This is a genomic window from Aeromicrobium sp. PFPM2_SD2, from assembly GCF_057364525.1.
In genome coordinates, this window is record NZ_JBNFNZ010000016.1 from 1 (window position 1) to 15642 (window position 15642).

Sequence of the window (15642 nt, forward strand, 5' to 3'; positions counted from 1 at the left end):
GCCTCGCTGACGAGCCCGCGGCCCCGGGCGTCCGGTGGGCCAGTAGCCGACCTCGCCGGACGTGGGGTCCAGGCCGCGCAGGCCCATCACGGTGACGAGCCCCGCGAGCCGGTCGTCGGCGGCGTCGGCGACGGCCCACGTGGCCTTCTCGCCGGTGGCCGCGTGCCAGACGGACTCGGCGAGGAAGTCGGCCGCGTTCGCCAGCGTGTAGGGCATCGGCAGCCCGTCCACCCACTGCCGGGTGAGCGGGTCGTTGCACGCCTCCACGACGCGCAGGAGGTCGCCCTCGCGCAGCGGGCGCAGACGCACCCGCTCGCCCTCGACGACGACCGGCTCGGCCCACCGGGTGCGCGGGGTGGGGGCGTCGCCGAAGCGGATGACGGCGGTCCACGCGTCCAGCACGCGTCCGCGCTCGTGCAGCGACGCCGGGCTCGTGCCGAGCAGCTCGAAGCCGCAGGCGTGCGCGACGCGCAGCGACGCCTCGTTCCCGACGTGGGCGCTCCAGTGCACCGACTCCACGCCCCGCTCGGCGAAGCCCCACTGGACGACCAGGTCGACCGCGCTGCGCATCACGCCGCGGCCACGGGCCCACGGCGCCAGCGCGTAGCCGATGCTGGCCACCGGTCCGCCGCGCAGGTCGACGTTGCCGGCGAAGCGCGGACGTCCGTCGTCGTCCGGCGCCTCGATCGCGAACCCGCGCTCGTGCCGTCGGCCCACCACGCCGGGATCTGGCGCAGCGCGAAGTCGGCGCTGCCCTCGCGCGGCTGGTCGGCGGGCACCGACGTCCAGCGCTGCGTCTCGGGGTCGGTCGCCATCGCGTGCAGCTCGTCGACGTCGTCGGGCGTGTGCGCGCGCAGCGTCACGACCCCGTCGGTGAGGACCGGGACGCACAGCGGCCAGGGCAGCCCCTCGGTCACGAGCGGGCCCGGAACGGGGAGGCCGGGTAGACCCCGAGCACGTCCACGTCGGTGGTGAAGAAGGCGAGCTCCTCCAGCGCCCGGGCCAGGCCCGGCTCGTCGGGGTGGCCGTCGACCTCGCACAGGAACTGGGTCGCGGTGAACTCGCCGCCGACCATGTAGCTCTCCAGCTTGGTCAGGTTGACGCCGTTGGTGGCGAACCCGCCGAGCGCCTTGTAGAGCGCGGCGGGCAGGTTGCGGACGTTGAACACGAACGTCGTCACGACCGGGCCCTCGCCGGCCGGGGCGCGCCGCGGCTCGCGCGACAGCACCACGAAGCGGGTCGTGTTGTGGTCCTCGTCCTCGACGTCCTCGGCCAGCACGTCCAGGCCGTAGATCTGCGCGGCGAGCGGCGGCGAGATGGACGCGCGGGTCGGGTCGTGCGCCTCGGCGATCTCGCGGGCGGCGCCGGCGGTGTCGCCGCTGATGAGCGGGGTCCAGCCGTGCTCCCGGATGATCTTGCGGCACTGGCCGAGCGCGTGGACGTGGCTGTGCACGGTCTTGACCGAGTCCAGCGTCGTGCCCGGCGTGCCCATGACCGCGAACCGGATGCGCAGGAAGTGCTCGGCGACGATGTGCAGCCCCGAGGTGGGCAGGAAGTGGTGGATGTCGGCGACCCGCCCGGCGATCGAGTTGTCGATCGGGATCATCGCGAGGTCGGCGTCGCCGGCGGACACGGCCGCGAACACGTCCTCGAAGGACGCGCAGGGGACGGGCTCGGCGTCGGGGTAGTTCTCGTCGATGACCATGTGGGAGTTGGCGCCGGGCTCTCCCTGGTACGCGATGCGGGTGCTGCTCACCGGCTCAGTGTGTCACCCGAGGACGGGGCGCCGGCCCGGCCGGCGCCCCGAGGGCGGCGATCCCGGTTCTCGTAGTCGACTTGTGACGATCCCGCGATCACGAGCACCTTCGCGGCGCAGGCTTCCCGGACCGACCTCGGCGTGCGCTGTGGTACGTGGAACCAGCGGGGTCGGGTGATTCCCGGGCCCCTTCATGCGTTTACGGGTTCGCCGAAGCCGGCGTGTTGGTTGACGCTCTGCGGCCCAGGACGACCGGCCCCATCCGTTCGTTCTATCGCACCAGGGTCTCGACTGGCGCGCAGCGAGGGCAACGCTAGGTGGGAGGCGCAGAGGGCGCGGATCGTTCGCTCAGGATCAGTTCGGTCCGCGTAACCTGCTGCATCATCTGCTCGTGGGATGCACGCAGTTCATTCAATTGAGCGTGGCTACGACGCTGGCTGCGCTGCAACCTCCGCGTTGTCTCGGTGACGGATCGCGTCGACTGCTCGATGCTCCTAGTTAGTTCGGTAGCGGTCTGAGCCACGGCACGCGCCAAGATCAGGAATCCCAGCAGGACCAGAGATAAGACTCCAGTCGTGAGCGCGGCCAGCCCCATCTCACCTAGGCGGGCGGCAGTCCAGGTGAGGCCCACGAGGATCGCCACGGCGAGACAGCCGCTCAGAGCAAGGCCCCAGCGCTTTCCGCCGAGGCGTCTCATCGCCGACTTCGAGAGTGAAAACAACCAAAAGGGCAGCGACCGCTCGATCCGCGCTGTCCGACGGGCGGCCTGCTTGGCACTCCGACGAGACCGAGCCACCCGCCCTTCCAACCTGACGACCTTGCGTAAGAGGGCCTCACGCTCCGACTCGAAGTGAGCCTGGTCGGCGAGGAGTAGACGCTGCTGTCTCGCGATCTCGAAACGCTGGCGGTCGAGTGCGTCTTGGTCGTGGAACTTATCAACGAGGAGACTCGAGTAGAGACGGAAGCTTCGCGTTTCGAGGGGAACGTCCCCATGGACGCTCAAGAGAGCGACGGGGAGGTCGCCGATCCAAGCCGTCTCCTGCATCCGGAGACCGTGGAGCTCGGAAAACACGTTCGCGGCGAAGGGTCGCGAGAGGTCGACCCCGATCGACGTCCAGGGTCTCTTGATAGCCGATGCCACGACTTGCCTGTCCACGTCGCCCGAGATCATCAGGACCGCGTCAGAGGAGTGGTCCGGTACATGGTCAAGCTCGTCGGCCACCGTCAATTCGTCAGCTGCGTTGCCCAAGCGTCGCACGGCGGGATCAGGATCGTTCGAGAGCAAAACTACTCGCGCGAAGCGCGTCACGGCGGTCCTCCCTGAAGTGGCGTGGTCCGAGCTGCCAGCGCGGTCGCCTAGACTGCCATGGGCTCGGCGAGTGCCGCGCCATCGTAATCGACCAACAGGGGAGCACGTGGCAGCAGGTCACTCGGAGGTCGAGCAGGTGAGCATCTCGGTTGTGATCCCGACTCACCAGGGTGCGGCCGTTGTGGGGCGATGTTTGAGATCTCTGGCTCGCCAGACTCTGGACGCCGATGAGTTCGAAGTGGTGCTGGTGCTGAACGGGAAGCGCGACGGCACCGATACGGTGGTTGCCGACGTCCGACGTGAGTGGCCTGACCTGAACGTGCGGCTGCTGTTCTCCCCGCGAGCGGGTGTCGCGCGTGCCCGCAACCTCGGCGTCGCTGGTGCTCAAGGAAGGTTCGTCACCTTTCTCGACGATGACGACTGGGTGTCGCCGACCATGTTGCAATCGCTGTTGACTCACGCTGCTGAGGGCGTCGTTCCCATCGCGCACGTGGCCGATGTGGCCATGGCCGCGGATGGGTCGTTGGGTCCGTCTGACTATGACAACTACATCGAGCGGTACCTCGGTCGTCGAGCTGGTGGCGTCCATGAGCTCGACGGATTCGCGACCCCGATCGGTTTCGTGGCTGCGAAGCTGGTCCCAATCGCGCTGGCTAGAGCAGCGAGGTTCGACGAGACCCTCGGGAGTGGGGAGGACGTCCTCTACTGGTTCGACCTGTACGCGGCGGCTCCCTTCTCCCTCGCCGTGTGCCCCGTGGAGGACGGCGCGGTTTATCACCGGGTCCTGCGTGCTGATTCGGTGTCGCGACGTGAACGCAGCTATGCGTTCTCGGTGTCGGAACGTCTGGACGTCATTGAGCGTCTGATGGAGCGCTCTCCAAAAGCGAAGGAAGTGCAGGAGCTGCGTGAAACGTTGGTGCGGGCACAGTTGGAGCCGGTAGCGCGATTTCTCGAGCACGACCCCGGGGCACATCTCCGCATTCTCGAGGACGTCCGTGAGCGAGGGTTGGAGGACGTCATCTCGAAACGGTGGTTGCAGCACTACGTGGCGCGGGACCTCGCCGTCCTATACACCTTCATGCCCTTCGAGGACACCAGCGCGCGAGTGGCCGCTCGCCGGCTGAGAGCCAGCGGACGGGTGTTCGACGTCGTGTCGAACGACATGCAGCACCTGCGACGCATCGATCCGAGCATCGAGGACGTTGCTGGTCCTTTTGTGGGCCGCCACTTCCAGGCTTCCGTACCGCCGACCGTCTTCGGGTGGCGCTCGCTGCAAGCCTTCTGCATCCGAGGTTTGCGGCAAGTGGAGCGGTGGGTCGCGGATAAGGGTGAGTATCGCACCGTCTACAGCCGTGCGTTGTTGCCGGGCTCGCATCTCCTCGCGGCCCTGATTAAGCTCCGTTGGCCCGGGATCCACTGGGTCGCGGAGTTCTCGGACCCGGTCGTGTGGGACGCCTATGGGGGCCGGAGGACCGCCGATGTGGCTCCAGGATGGGTGTTGGACACCCTCGCGGAGGGGCTGGCGGCGGCCGGTCACCCGCTCGACCCGGACGTGACCGTTCCCGAGCTGGTCGAGCTCGTCGCCTACGTGCTCGCCGACGAGGTGCACTTCACCAACGAGAACCAGCGCACCTTCATGCTCGGCTACCACCCGGACCGCGCGCTGGCCGAGGCGGTGCGGGCGCGCTCCGTCGTCCTGCCGCACCCGACCCTGCCGCGCGAGTTCTACTCGCGCCGGCGGGCCGCGGTCGAGCGCGTGCCCGACCGGGTCAACGTCGCCTACTTCGGCGCCTTCTACGCCACGCGCGGTCTGACCGAGGTGGTCGACGCGCTCGAGCGGCTGGCCCCGGACGAGCGCCGCCGCGTCGTGCTGCGCGTCTTCACCGCCGACCCGGACGCCCTGCGCGCCGAGGTCGCCGCGCGCGGCCTCGCGGACGTCATCGACCCGGCGCCGTACGTGCCGTACCTGGAGTTCCTCGAGCTGACCACGCGCATGGACGTCCTGCTGGTCAACGACGCGCACACCCGGCACCTGTACCCGGTGAACCCGTACCTGCCGTCGAAGTGGTCGGACTACGCCGGCAGCGGCACCGACGTGTGGGCGGTCGTCGAGCCCGGCAGCGTCCTGGACGGCCTGGACGTGCGGTACCGGTCGACGCTGTCGGACGTCGACGGCGCGGTGGCGCAGCTGCGCCGGATCCTGGCCGACCACGCCGTCACCGCGGTGCCGGCCGGCCGCTGAGCCTCAGCCGACGCGGCGAGCACCGTCGGACGGGCTGACCGGGAAGACCTGGGGCTTCCTCCAGCTCATGTGCTCGAACGCGGCCTCGACCGCCGTGGCCATGGCCGGGGCCTTGTCGCGCTCGACCAGGGCGATGGCGCTGCCGCCGAAGCCGCCGCCGGTCATGCGGGCGCCGGAGCGCGCCGGCCTCGAGCCTGCGGATGTCGACGGCGACGTCGAGCTCGGCGGCGCTGACCTGGTAGTCGTCGCGCAGCGAGGCGTGGGACGCGGTGAGGATCGTGCCGGCCTGCGTCCAGGACCCGTCGGCCGCGGCCCGGACGAACGCCTTGACCCGGGCGTTCTCGGTCAGGACGTGGCGGGTGCGGGCCTTGAGCGTCTCGTCCTCCAGCCGCACGAGGGCGTCCAGCCCGACCTGGGCCAGGTGCTCGACGCCGAGCGCCTCGGCCGCGCGGCGGGACTCGGCGTGCCGGTCGGCGTAGCCGCCGTCGGCGTGCGAGTGGTTGACCCCGGTGGCGATGACGGCCAGGACGAGCCCGGCGGACTCCCAGTCGATGGGGACGACCTCGACGCCCGGCGGCTCGGTGGCCGCGTCGACCCGCACGGCGTGCCCGCGGCTTCCGTGCATGACGGCCAGCTGGTCCATGAGGCCGGTGGGGGCGCCGACGAAGTCGTTCTCGGCGCGCCGGGCCAAGATCGCGAGGTCGGTGGGGCCCTGGCTCCCAGCCACCGAGCGAGTCCAGTGAGACCGCGACCCCGCAGGTCAGCAGCGGCCGACGACGACAGCCCGGCGCCGGACGCAGGTCGCTGTCGAGGACGAGGTCGACGCCGCCGAGCCGGTGGCCGGCCTCGCGGGCGGCCCAGACCGTGCCGGCGACGTACGCCGCCCAGCCGCTCACGTCGCCCGGCTGCACGGCGACCGGGAACGAGGCCTTCTGGCCGCCGCTCCACACGTTGACCGTGTCGTCGGGGCGTGGCCGCGCCTTCACGGTGAACCCCTTGTCGATCGCGATGGGCAGCGAGGCCCCGCCGTTGTAGTCCAGGTGCTCCCCGACGAGGTTCACCCGTCCGGGCACCGACCACTGCTGCACCGTCTGCTCCGCCCCGCTCACCCGGCCGAGCCTAGCGGCGGGCCCGCGTTCCGCGACTGGCAGAATGCACAGCATGTCCTCGGTCCCCACCCCGGCCCGTCCGCGCGTCCTCTCCGGCGCCCAGCCGACGGCCGACTCCTACCACCTGGGCAACTACTTCGGCGCCTTCAAGCAGTGGGTGGCGCTGCAGGAGGACTTCGACGCGTTCTACTTCATCCCCGACCTGCACGCGATCACGGTCGACTACGACCCGGCGCTGCTGCGCGAGCGCACCTACGTCGCCGCCGCCCAGCTGCTGGCCGCGGGCGTCGACCCCGAGCGCTCGACGCTGTTCGTGCAGAGCCACGTGCCCGAGCACGCCCAGCTGGCCTGGGTGCTCAACGGCATCACCGGCTTCGGCGAGGCCGGACGCATGACGCAGTTCAAGGACAAGACGGCCAAGAAGGGCACCGAGGCGGCGAGCGTCGGCCTGTTCACGTACCCGATCCTCATGGCCGCGGACATCCTGGTCTACCAGGCCGACAAGGTGCCGGTCGGCGAGGATCAGCGCCAGCACGTCGAGCTGACCCGCAACCTCGCGCAGCGCTTCAACCACCGCTTCGGCGAGACGTTCACCGTGCCCGAGGCGCACATCGTCAAGGCCACGGCGAAGATCTACGACCTGCAGGACCCCACGGCCAAGATGAGCGGCTCCAACGCCTCGCACGCCGGCGTCGTGGACCTGAACGACTCGCGCAAGCAGGTGCTGAAGAAGATCCGCTCGGCCGTCACCGACTCGGGCACCGAGATCGCCTTCGACCGCGAGGCCAAGCCGGGCGTCTCGAACCTGCTGACCATCTACGCCGCGCTCACCGACCGCAGCATCGACAACATCGTCGAGGAGTACGCCGGCCAGCAGTACGGCCACCTCAAGGTCGCGCTGGCCGACCTGGTGGCCGACTTCGTGGGCGAGTTCGGCGACCGCACCCGGGCGTTGCTGGACGACCGCGGCGAGCTCGACCGCATCCTGGCGGCGGGCGCCGAGAAGGCCCGGGAGGTCGCGGCGACGACGCTCGACCTGGTCTACGACCGCTCCGGGTTCGTGAAGCGGGGCTGACCGCCATGGTGACCATCGGCGTCTCCATCGCCGTCCCCGAGCCCCACGGGTCGCTGCTGCGCGACAAGCGGGCCGAGTTCGGCGACCCGATGGCCCAGACGGTCCCCAGCCACGTCACGCTGCTCCCGCCCACCGAGGTCGAGGACGCCGACCTGCCCCGCGTGGACGCCGCGCTGGAGGAGGCGGCCGCCGCCCTGCCGCACTTCACGATGCGGCTGCGCGGCACCGGCACCTTCCGGCCGGTCTCGCCGGTCGTCTTCGTGGCGGTCAGCCAGGGCATCTCCTACACCGAGATGCTGGCCAAGCGGGTGCGCGACAAGATCCACGCCCCCGAGCCGTCCTTCCCGTTCCACCCGCACGTCACCGTCGCGCAGAACCTCGACGACGCCGCGCTGGACCGGGCCTACGAGGAGCTGGGCGACTTCCGCGCCGAGTTCACGGTCACCGAGTTCGCGCTGTACCTGCACGAGGACGCGGTGGGCTGGGTGCCGCGGCGCACGTACGCGCTGCGCGGCGGCGCCTAGACCGGCTGCTCCAGCCGGGCCAGGTGCTCGGCGAGCTCCTCGGTGAACGCCCGGGCGGCCAGCGGCATCGAGGCCACGTCGCGGTGGGCGATGGCCACCGTCCGCTCCAGCACCGGGTTGGTGAGCGGCGTGCCCTTCAGCTGCGGCCGGTTCGCCAGCACCATCGACGGCACCACCGCGTGCCCCAGGCCGGTCTCGACGAAGCGCAGGACCGCGCTCATCTCGCCGCCCTCCAGCGCGATGCGCGGGGTGAAGCCGGCGCGCGGCAGGCCATGAGGGTGACGTCGCGCAGGTCGTAGCCCTCGCGGAACATCACCAGCGGCACCTCGCGCAGGTCGGCCACGTCCAGGGAGTCCGGCACGTCGGCGTCGAGCGGGCTGGCCAGGACGAGGCGCTCGCGCAGCACCGGGGCGGTGACGATGTCGTCCTGGACGTCGGCCATGGGGGCGATGAGCAGCGCCACGTCCAGGCGTCCGCGCACGAGGGCCTGGGTCAGCAGCCGCGAGCCGCCCTCCTCGACGACGAGGTCGATGCCGGGGTGGCGCTCGTGGAAGCGCGCGACGCCCTCGGCCAGGGCCGCGTCGCACAGGCTCGGGGTGGCGCCGACGCGCACGAGCCGCGGCGCAGGCCGGCGACCTCGTGCACCGCGCGCTGCGCCGCCTCCACGTCGATGAGGATGCGGCGCGCGTGGGGGAGCAGGGCCTCGCCGGCGCTGGTCAGCTCGACGCCGCCGCGGTCGCGGACGAACAGCGGCGTGCCCAGGGAGTTCTCGAGCACCCGGATCTGCTTGGACAGGCTCGGCTGCGAGACGCCGCTGAGGTCGGCCGCCTGGGTGAAGTGGCGGGTCTCGGCGACCGCGACGAAGTAGGCGAGCTGCTGCAGGTGCATCCGTTCATCATAGCCAACGGCTATGAAAGACAGCCTCAGTCGCTCTTGGCGCGTATCGAAGTGTTGGGCGTACCGTGAGCCGGTGGTCACTCTGCCTGCACTGAAGCGCGCCCGCCGCTCGACGGTGGTCCTCAAGTACACGATGGCCGTCACCGGTCTGATCATGGTCGGCTACCTGTTGCTGCACATGTACGGCAACCTCAAGGTCTTCGCCGGCCAGGACGGGTTCGACGAGTACGCGCACCACCTGCGCACCTTCGGCGAGCCGATGCTGCCGCACGAGGGCCTGCTGTGGGTCGTCCGGGTCGTCCTGCTGGCGTCGGTCGTCCTGCACGTCTACTCGGCCGTGCGCCTCGCGGTCCGCGACCGCCAGGCGGCCGGCTACAAGAACGGCACGCGCTACCACTCCAAGCAGAACCGCCGCGGCGTGCAGCGCTCGTACGCGACCTTCACCCTGCGCTGGGGCGGCCTGGTCATCGCGCTGTTCATCGTCTACCACCTGCTGCACCTGACCGGAAACCAGATCCACCCGGGCGGCTCGAGCGACAGCCCGTACGAGCGCGTCGTCAACGGCTTCGAGATCTGGTGGGTCTACCTGTCGTACGTCGTCGCGATGCTCGCGGTCGGCTTCCACCTGTGGCACGGCATCTGGAGCGCGTTCACGTCGCTGGGCCAGAACCGGGCCGACACCCGCCGCGGCAGCCGCCTCACCGCGCTGGCCTGGGTCCTGACCCTCGTCATCGTGGTCGGCTTCCTGCTGCCGCCCACCGCCATCTTCTTCTTCGGACTCGGGAGCTGACGCATGACCGACACCTCCGCCTTCCCCGACCTGTTCGACCTCGGCGAGGACATCCACGACACCAAGGCCCCCGCCGGCCCGATCGAGCAGCGCTGGGACACGCGCAAGTTCAACGCGCGGCTGGTCAACCCGGCCAACCGCCGCAAGCTCAACGTGATCATCGTCGGCACCGGCCTGGCCGGCGCCGCGGCGGCCGCCTCGCTGGGCGAGCAGGGCTACAACGTGCAGACGTTCTGCTACCAGGACAGCCCGCGCCGCGCCCACTCGATCGCCGCCCAGGGCGGCATCAACGCGGCCAAGAACTACCGCAACGACGGCGACTCGATCTACCGCCTCTTCTACGACACGGTCAAGGGCGGCGACTTCCGCGCCCGCGAGTCGAACACCTACCGCCTCGCGCAGGTGTCGGCGAACATCATCGACCAGTGCGTCGCGCAGGGCGTCCCGTTCGCCCGTGAGTACGGCGGCCTGCTCGACAACCGCTCGTTCGGCGGCGTCCAGGTGTCCCGCACGTTCTACGCGCGCGGCCAGACGGGCCAGCAGCTGCTGCTCGGCGCCTACCAGGCGCTCGAGCGCCAGATCGCGGCCGGCACGGTGAAGAGCTACGAGCGCCACGAGATGCTCGACGTCATCCTCGTCGACGGCAAGGCTCGCGGCATCGTCACGCGCGACATGGTCACCGGCGCGATCGAGGCGCACACCGCCGACGTCGTGGTGCTGTGCACCGGCGGCTACGGCAACGTGTTCTTCCTGTCCACGAACGCGATGGGCTCGAACGTCACCGCCACGTGGCGCGCGCACCGCAAGGGCGCCTACTTCGGCAACCCGTGCTTCACGCAGATCCACCCGACCTGCATCCCGGTCTCGGGCGACTACCAGTCGAAGCTGACCTTGATGTCGGAGTCGCTGCGCAACGACGGACGCATCTGGGTGCCCAAGAACAAGGCCGACCTGGAGAAGGACCCGCGCGAGATCCCCGAGGAGGACCGCGACTACTTCCTGGAGCGTCGCTACCCGGCCTTCGGCAACCTCGTGCCCCGCGACATCGCCTCGCGCGCGGCCAAGACGGCGTGCGACGAGGGCTACGGCGTGGGCCCCGGCGGCCTGGGCGTCTACCTGGACTTCGCCGACGCGATCGCCCGCATGGGCCGCGCGACGGTCGAGGCCAAGTACGGCAACCTGTTCGACATGTACGCCCGCATCACGGGCGAGGACCCGTACGAGACGGGCATGCGCGTCTACCCGGCCGTGCACTACGTCATGGGCGGCCTGTGGGTCGACTACGACCTGCAGACCACCATCCCCGGCCTGTACTGCGCCGGCGAGGCCAACTTCTCCGACCAGGGCGCCAACCGCCTGGGCGCCTCGGCGCTCATGCAGGGCCTGGCCGACGGCTACTTCGTGCTGCCGTCGACGCTGCCGGACTACCTGGCCGCCGGCCCGTTCGAGCCCGTCCCCGACGACCACCCGGCCGTCGTGGAGGCGCTGCGCGAGGTCGAGGAGCGGGTGCAGAAGATGCTGAGCATCAACGGCGCGCGCTCGGTCGACTCCATCCACAAGGAGCTCGGCCACATCATGTGGGAGTACTGCGGCATGGAGCGCACCGAGGAGGGCCTGCTCAAGGCCATCGGGCTCATCCGCGAGCTCAAGAACGAGTTCTGGACGAACGTGAAGGTCACGGGCACCAACGAGGAGCTCAACCAGTCCCTCGAGCGGGCCGGACGCGTCGCGGACTTCATCGAGCTCGGCGAGCTCATGTGCATCGACGCGCTCAACCGCGCCGAGTCCTGCGGCGGCCACTTCCGCGCCGAGAGCCAGACCGAGGACGGCGAGGCGCTGCGGCACGACGACGAGTACGCCTACGCCGCGGCGTGGGAGTTCGCCGGCGACAAGCCGGTGCTCCACAAGGAGCCGCTCACGTACGAGTACATCGAGATGAAGGCGAGGAGCTACAAGTGAGGATCTTCATTCGCGCCTGGCGCCAGAAGAACGCCGAGGCCGAGGGCAAGATGGTCACCTACGCCCTCGACAACGTCAGCGAGCACATGTCCTTCCTGGAGATGCTGGACGTGCTCAACGAGCAGCTGACCTTCGAGGGCGAGGACCCCATCGCCTTCGACTCGGACTGCCGCGAGGGCATCTGCGGCATGTGCGGCATCGTCATCAACGGCCTGGCGCACGGCCCGGAGGTCACCACCACCTGCCAGCTGCACATGCGCAGCTTCAAGGACGGCGACCACATCGACATCGAGCCGTGGCGGGCCAAGGCGTTCCCGGTCATCAAGGACCTGGTCGTCGACCGCGGCGCGTTCGACCGCATCATCCAGGCCGGCGGCTACATCTCCGCGCCGACCGGCTCGGCCCCCGAGGCCAACGCGGCCCCGGTCGCCAAGCACGACGCGGACGACGCGTTCGCCGCGGCCACGTGCATCGCCTGCGGCGCCTGCGTCGCGGCGTGCCCGAACGGCTCGGCGATGCTGTTCACCGCCGCGAAGGTGACGCACCTGGGCCTGCTCCCGCAGGGCCAGCCCGAGCGCGACTCGCGCGTCATCAACATGGTGGCCCAGCACGACGCCGAGGGCTTCGGCGGCTGCACCAACATCGGCGAGTGCACGGCGTCCTGCCCCAAGGGCATCCCGCTGTCGACCATCTCGCGGCTCAACCGCGACCTGCTCGGCGCGCTCTCGCGCGGCGAGGCCTGACGGCTCGCACCACCCACGACGAGGCCCCCGACCGCTGCGGCGGACGGGGGCCTCGTCGTGTCGTGGGGGCGACCCTCAGGCGCTCAGGGCGCCGAAGATCTGCTGGTAGCGGGCCTGCGGATCCTGCGCCAGGCCGGACTTGACGAACCGGGCCCAGTGGTCGGCGAGCACCTCCTGCGCACCGGACTCGACGGCGTCGAGAGCGGCGTTCGCGAGCGCGGACGGGGCGATCTTCGGCCCGTCCGCGCCGCGGGCCATGTCGGTGTCGACCAGGCCCATGTGCACGGCGACGACGTGGGTGCCCTGCGCGGCGAGCTCGAGCCGGGTGCTGTCGGTGAGCATCCAGGCGGCCGCCTTCGACGCGGCGTACGCGCCGGCGCCCGGGGCGGTGAACCACGACAGCGCCGAGACGACGTTGAGGATCGCGCCCCCGCCGTGCGACGCCAGGACCGGCGCGAACGCGCGGGTCATGAGCAGCGGCCCGAAGAAGTTCGTGTCCATCTCACGCCGGATGGCCGCCTCGTCCCCGGTGACGAGCGCGGTGCCCGTGGAGATCCCGGCGTTGTTGACGAGCACCTGCACGTCACCGGCCGCGGCCGCCGCCGCGCGGACCTGCCCGGCGTCGGTGACGTCGAGCTCGAGCGCGTGCACGTCCTCGGCCCGGATCGAGCCCGCGTCGCGGGCGGCGGCGTAGATCTTGGCCGCTCCCCGTCGCTTCAGCTGCTCGACGAACTCCGCACCGATGCCTCGGTTCGCTCCGGTGACCAGCACCACCGCACCGTTGAGATCCATGACCGTCCATTCTGTAGTGATCGCTATTGATTGGTTCGGAGCGTAGCACGTTCTGTAGTGATCGATACGTTATGCTCGGGACATGGCCGGCCGACCTCGCAGCTTCGACCGCGACGCCGCCCTGGCGTCGGCGGTCGAGCAGTTCTGGCGCACGGGGTACGAGGGCACCTCGGTGGCCATGCTCACGGCGGCGATGGGCGTGACGCCGCCCAGCCTCTACGCGGCGTTCGGCGACAAGCACCGGCTCTTCGAGGAGGCCTCGGCCGAGTACTTCCGGCGGACGTGCGAGGGCGTCGACGCCGCCACGGCCCTGCCGACCGTGCGCGAGGCCGTCGCCCGGGTGCTGGACGACACCGCCCGCGCCCACACCGACCCGGCCACGCCGGCCGGGTGCCTGGTGCTGACCGAGCCACGGCTCGAGCCGCAGCGCGCGCTCCTGCGCCAGCGGCTCCAGGACCGCCTCGACCAGGGGGTCCGTGACGGCGACCTCGACGCCTCGGTGGACACCGAGCAGCTGGCCTGGTTCCTGCTCGCCGTCCTGCGCGGCATGTCCGGCTGCGCCCGCGACGGCGGCACCCTCGACGACCTGCGCGCCATCGCCGAGGCGGCGATCGCGGCCGTGCCCGCACCGGCGCACGCGCGCCGCGCGGACGTCCCCTGAGGCCGGGCCCTCGTCACGTCCCGCTGCCGCGGGTGAGCGAGCCCACCCGCTCACGACTTAGTTAGCACAGGTAATGAACTATGCTAAGTAAGTGCCTACCGATGCGCAGAAGCTCGCGACGTCCGTCGCCCGGCTGAACCGCCGGCTGCGGCAGGAGCGCCACTCGGCGATGACCGCCACGCAGCTGTCGGTGCTGGGCACGGTGCGCCTCCTCGGCCCCTGCACCCCCTCGCAGGTGGCCCATCGGGAGCGGGTCAGCCCGCCCTCGGTCACGCGGACCATCGGCTGCCTGGTCGACGACGGCCTCCTGCTGCGGGAGCCGCACCCCGACGACGGGCGCCAGGTGCTGGTCCGCCTGTCCGGCAAGGGCGAGGACGTCCTCGCCGAGGAGCGCGCCCGGCGCGACGCCTGGCTGGACCGCCGCCTGCGCGCGCTGTCCACCGACGAGCGAGCCCTCCTGCGCAAGGCCACCGTCCTGTTCGACCGTCTGTCCGAGAGCGAGTGATCCGTACGAGCCCCACCTTCAAGGCCCTGGCCGTCCCCAACTACCGCACCTACGCCGCCGGAGCGATCGTCTCCAACGTCGGCACGTGGATGCAGCGCGTCGCGCAGGACTGGCTGGTGCTGGTCCTGACCGGCAGCGGCACGGCCCTCGGCCTGGTGACCGGGCTCCAGCTCCTCCCCGCCCTGCTCTTCTCGCCCCTGGCCGGCGTCGTCGCCGACCGGTTCCCCAAGCGCCGCGTCCTCATGTGGACGCAGGTGGCCATGGCCGCTCCCGCCCTCGCCCTGGGCGTGCTGGCCGTGACCGGCGTCGTGCAGACCTGGCACGTGTACGTCCTCGCCTTCCTGTTCGGCGTCGCGACCGCCTTCGACGCCCCGGCGCGCCAGTCGTTCGTCGGCGAGATGGTCTCGCGTGACGACCTGCCCAACGCGGTCGGCCTGAACTCGGCCTCGTTCAACGCCGCGCGCATGATCGGCCCGGCCGTCGCCGGCCTGCTCATCGCCGCGCTCGGCTCGGGCGCGGGCGCCGCGGGCTGGGTCATCCTCGTCAACGGCCTGAGCTACTTCGCCGTGCTGTGGTCGATGACCCGCCTGGACGTCGACCAGCTCCACCCGGCCCCGGTCTCGCGCCGCGGCAAGGGCGCGGTGCGCGACGGCGTCCGCTACGTGCGCTCGCGCCCGGACCTGGTGCTGATCCTCACCACGGTGTTCTTCGTCGGCACGTTCGGCATGAACTTCCAGATGACCAGCGCGCTCATGGCCACCGACGTGTTCGGCGAGGGCGCGGGGGAGTACGGCGTGCTGGGGTCGGTCATGGCGATCGGCTCGCTGGCCGGCGCGCTCATCGCCGCCCGCCGGGCCCGGCCGCGCCTGCGCCTGGTCGTCGGCGCGGCGCTGGTGTTCGCGGTGCTGGAGATCGCCGCGGGGCTCATGCCGACCTACCTGACCTACGCCCTGATCCTGCCGTTCGTCGGCCTGGCCGCCCTGACCATGGTCACCGCGGCGAACGCGACGATCCAGATGACGTCGGACCCCGAGATGCGCGGGCGCGTCGCGGCGCTCTACCTCATGGTCTTCATGGGCGGCGGCCCGATCGGCTCGCCGTTCATCGGCTGGGTCGGCGAGGAGCTCGGCGGACGCTGGTCGCTGCTCGCGGGCGGCGGCATCGTGCTGGTGTCGGCCATGGTTACTCCTTGGTAAGGGCGAGTCCAGAGCCACGGTAATGAGCGGCGGGACCAGCGCAGGGAGACACAGGTCACAGGTCGTCACGGCGCGGCGCGCGCG

At 70.8% G+C, this 15642-nt stretch carries 15 protein-coding genes and 2 pseudogenes; 9 read left to right on the forward strand and 8 right to left on the reverse strand.

Annotation, left to right across the window (positions count from 1 at the left end; genetic code table 11):
• The 3 genes from AC2W7G_RS02200 to AC2W7G_RS02210 all read right to left on the reverse strand — a co-directional run.
• Positions 1-717, reverse strand: a 717-nt coding sequence (locus tag AC2W7G_RS02200; RefSeq protein ID WP_485866993.1) for a GNAT family N-acetyltransferase, incomplete at its 3' end; no start/stop codon positions are given.
• Positions 718-913: 196 nt separating this feature from the next.
• Complete coding sequence (locus AC2W7G_RS02205) at positions 914-1756, reverse strand: prephenate dehydratase (protein ID WP_485866994.1); 843 nt, start codon at positions 1754-1756, stop codon at positions 914-916.
• Positions 1757-2069: 313 nt separating this feature from the next.
• Positions 2070-2978: a hypothetical protein gene (locus tag AC2W7G_RS02210; protein ID WP_485866995.1), complete on the reverse strand. Its 909-nt coding sequence runs from the start codon at positions 2976-2978 to the stop codon at positions 2070-2072.
• A gap of 223 nt (positions 2979-3201) precedes the next feature.
• Between AC2W7G_RS02210 and AC2W7G_RS02215 the strand changes: the two genes are divergently transcribed.
• Positions 3202-5307: a glycosyltransferase gene (locus AC2W7G_RS02215; protein WP_485866996.1), complete on the forward strand. Its 2106-nt coding sequence runs from the start codon at positions 3202-3204 to the stop codon at positions 5305-5307.
• Here AC2W7G_RS02215 and AC2W7G_RS02220 read toward each other — a convergent pair.
• Together AC2W7G_RS02220 and AC2W7G_RS02225 are read right to left on the reverse strand one after the other, a co-directional pair.
• Positions 5282-6034 carry a hypothetical protein gene (locus AC2W7G_RS02220; RefSeq protein WP_485867007.1) on the reverse strand — a complete coding sequence of 251 codons (753 nt, stop codon included), beginning with the start codon at positions 6032-6034 and terminating at the stop codon, positions 5282-5284. The genes AC2W7G_RS02215 and AC2W7G_RS02220 overlap by 26 nt on opposite strands.
• Positions 6035-6332: 298 nt before the next feature.
• Positions 6333-6470, reverse strand: a pseudogene (locus AC2W7G_RS02225) (galactokinase family protein); the annotation flags it as partial.
• On the opposite strand from AC2W7G_RS02225, the gene trpS reads away from it, so the two are divergent.
• Both trpS and AC2W7G_RS02235 read left to right on the forward strand, forming a co-directional pair.
• Positions 6460-7491, forward strand: coding sequence for a tryptophan--tRNA ligase (gene trpS, locus AC2W7G_RS02230; RefSeq protein ID WP_485866997.1), 1032 nt, complete (start codon positions 6460-6462; stop codon positions 7489-7491). The pseudogene AC2W7G_RS02225 and the gene trpS overlap by 11 nt on opposite strands.
• A gap of 5 nt (positions 7492-7496) precedes the next feature.
• Positions 7497-8015 (forward strand): 2'-5' RNA ligase family protein, encoded by a 519-nt coding sequence (locus AC2W7G_RS02235; RefSeq protein WP_485866998.1) that lies wholly within the window; start codon positions 7497-7499, stop codon positions 8013-8015.
• On the opposite strand, the pseudogene AC2W7G_RS02240 reads toward AC2W7G_RS02235, so the two are convergent.
• Both AC2W7G_RS02240 and AC2W7G_RS02245 read right to left on the reverse strand, forming a co-directional pair.
• Positions 8012-8604 (reverse strand): annotated as a pseudogene (locus tag AC2W7G_RS02240) (LysR family transcriptional regulator substrate-binding protein). The gene AC2W7G_RS02235 and the pseudogene AC2W7G_RS02240 overlap by 4 nt on opposite strands.
• A complete protein-coding gene (locus tag AC2W7G_RS02245) occupies positions 8508-9068 on the reverse strand; it encodes a LysR family transcriptional regulator (protein ID WP_485866999.1) in 561 nt (186 codons plus the stop codon). Before AC2W7G_RS02245 ends, AC2W7G_RS02240 begins: the two are co-directional and overlap by 97 nt.
• Between AC2W7G_RS02245 and AC2W7G_RS02250 the strand changes: the two genes are divergently transcribed.
• The 3 genes from AC2W7G_RS02250 to AC2W7G_RS02260 are packed head-to-tail and all read left to right on the forward strand — an operon-like array spanning position 8986 to position 12404.
• Positions 8986-9702, forward strand: coding sequence for a succinate dehydrogenase cytochrome b subunit (locus tag AC2W7G_RS02250; RefSeq protein ID WP_485867000.1), 717 nt, complete (start codon positions 8986-8988; stop codon positions 9700-9702). The two genes, AC2W7G_RS02245 and AC2W7G_RS02250, sit on opposite strands and share 83 nt — an antisense overlap.
• Positions 9703-9705: 3 nt before the next feature.
• A complete protein-coding gene (locus tag AC2W7G_RS02255) occupies positions 9706-11661 on the forward strand; it encodes a fumarate reductase/succinate dehydrogenase flavoprotein subunit (protein ID WP_485867001.1) in 1956 nt (651 codons plus the stop codon).
• Positions 11658-12404, forward strand: a complete 747-nt coding sequence (locus tag AC2W7G_RS02260) for a succinate dehydrogenase/fumarate reductase iron-sulfur subunit (protein WP_485867002.1) — start codon at positions 11658-11660, stop codon at positions 12402-12404. The genes AC2W7G_RS02255 and AC2W7G_RS02260 overlap by 4 nt, the downstream gene beginning before the upstream one ends.
• Before the next feature lie 75 nt (positions 12405-12479).
• Here the strand turns inward: AC2W7G_RS02260 and AC2W7G_RS02265 are convergent, their stop codons facing one another.
• Positions 12480-13196 (reverse strand): SDR family oxidoreductase, encoded by a 717-nt coding sequence (locus AC2W7G_RS02265; protein WP_485867003.1) that lies wholly within the window; start codon positions 13194-13196, stop codon positions 12480-12482.
• Between the two features lie 82 nt (positions 13197-13278).
• Here AC2W7G_RS02265 and AC2W7G_RS02270 point away from each other — a divergent pair, with 82 nt between their 5' ends.
• The 3 genes from AC2W7G_RS02270 (at position 13279) to AC2W7G_RS02280 (ending at position 15558) form a co-directional block, all read left to right on the forward strand.
• Positions 13279-13857 carry a TetR/AcrR family transcriptional regulator gene (locus AC2W7G_RS02270; RefSeq protein WP_485867004.1) on the forward strand — a complete coding sequence of 193 codons (579 nt, stop codon included), beginning with the start codon at positions 13279-13281 and terminating at the stop codon, positions 13855-13857.
• 91 nt (positions 13858-13948) lie between these two features.
• A complete protein-coding gene (locus AC2W7G_RS02275; RefSeq protein WP_485867005.1) occupies positions 13949-14362 on the forward strand; it encodes a MarR family winged helix-turn-helix transcriptional regulator in 414 nt (137 codons plus the stop codon).
• Complete coding sequence (locus AC2W7G_RS02280; RefSeq protein ID WP_485867006.1) at positions 14359-15558, forward strand: MFS transporter; 1200 nt, start codon at positions 14359-14361, stop codon at positions 15556-15558. Before AC2W7G_RS02275 ends, AC2W7G_RS02280 begins: the two co-directional genes overlap by 4 nt.
• Positions 15559-15642: the final 84 nt, after the last annotated feature.

What these genes read in the sequence shown, in the direction of transcription:
- AC2W7G_RS02265 (WP_485867003.1), bottom strand. Translation starts at nt 13,196, where the DNA reads ATGGATCTCAACGGTGCGGTGGTGCTGGTCACCGGAGCGAACCGAGGC.
- AC2W7G_RS02270 (WP_485867004.1), top strand. Translation starts at nt 13,279, where the DNA reads ATGGCCGGCCGACCTCGCAGCTTCGACCGCGACGCCGCCCTGGCGTCG.
- AC2W7G_RS02235 (WP_485866998.1), top strand. Translation starts at nt 7,497, where the DNA reads ATGGTGACCATCGGCGTCTCCATCGCCGTCCCCGAGCCCCACGGGTCG.
- trpS (WP_485866997.1), top strand. Translation starts at nt 6,460, where the DNA reads ATGCACAGCATGTCCTCGGTCCCCACCCCGGCCCGTCCGCGCGTCCTC.
- AC2W7G_RS02245 (WP_485866999.1), bottom strand. Translation starts at nt 9,068, where the DNA reads ATGATCAGACCGGTGACGGCCATCGTGTACTTGAGGACCACCGTCGAG.
- AC2W7G_RS02255 (WP_485867001.1), top strand. Translation starts at nt 9,706, where the DNA reads ATGACCGACACCTCCGCCTTCCCCGACCTGTTCGACCTCGGCGAGGAC.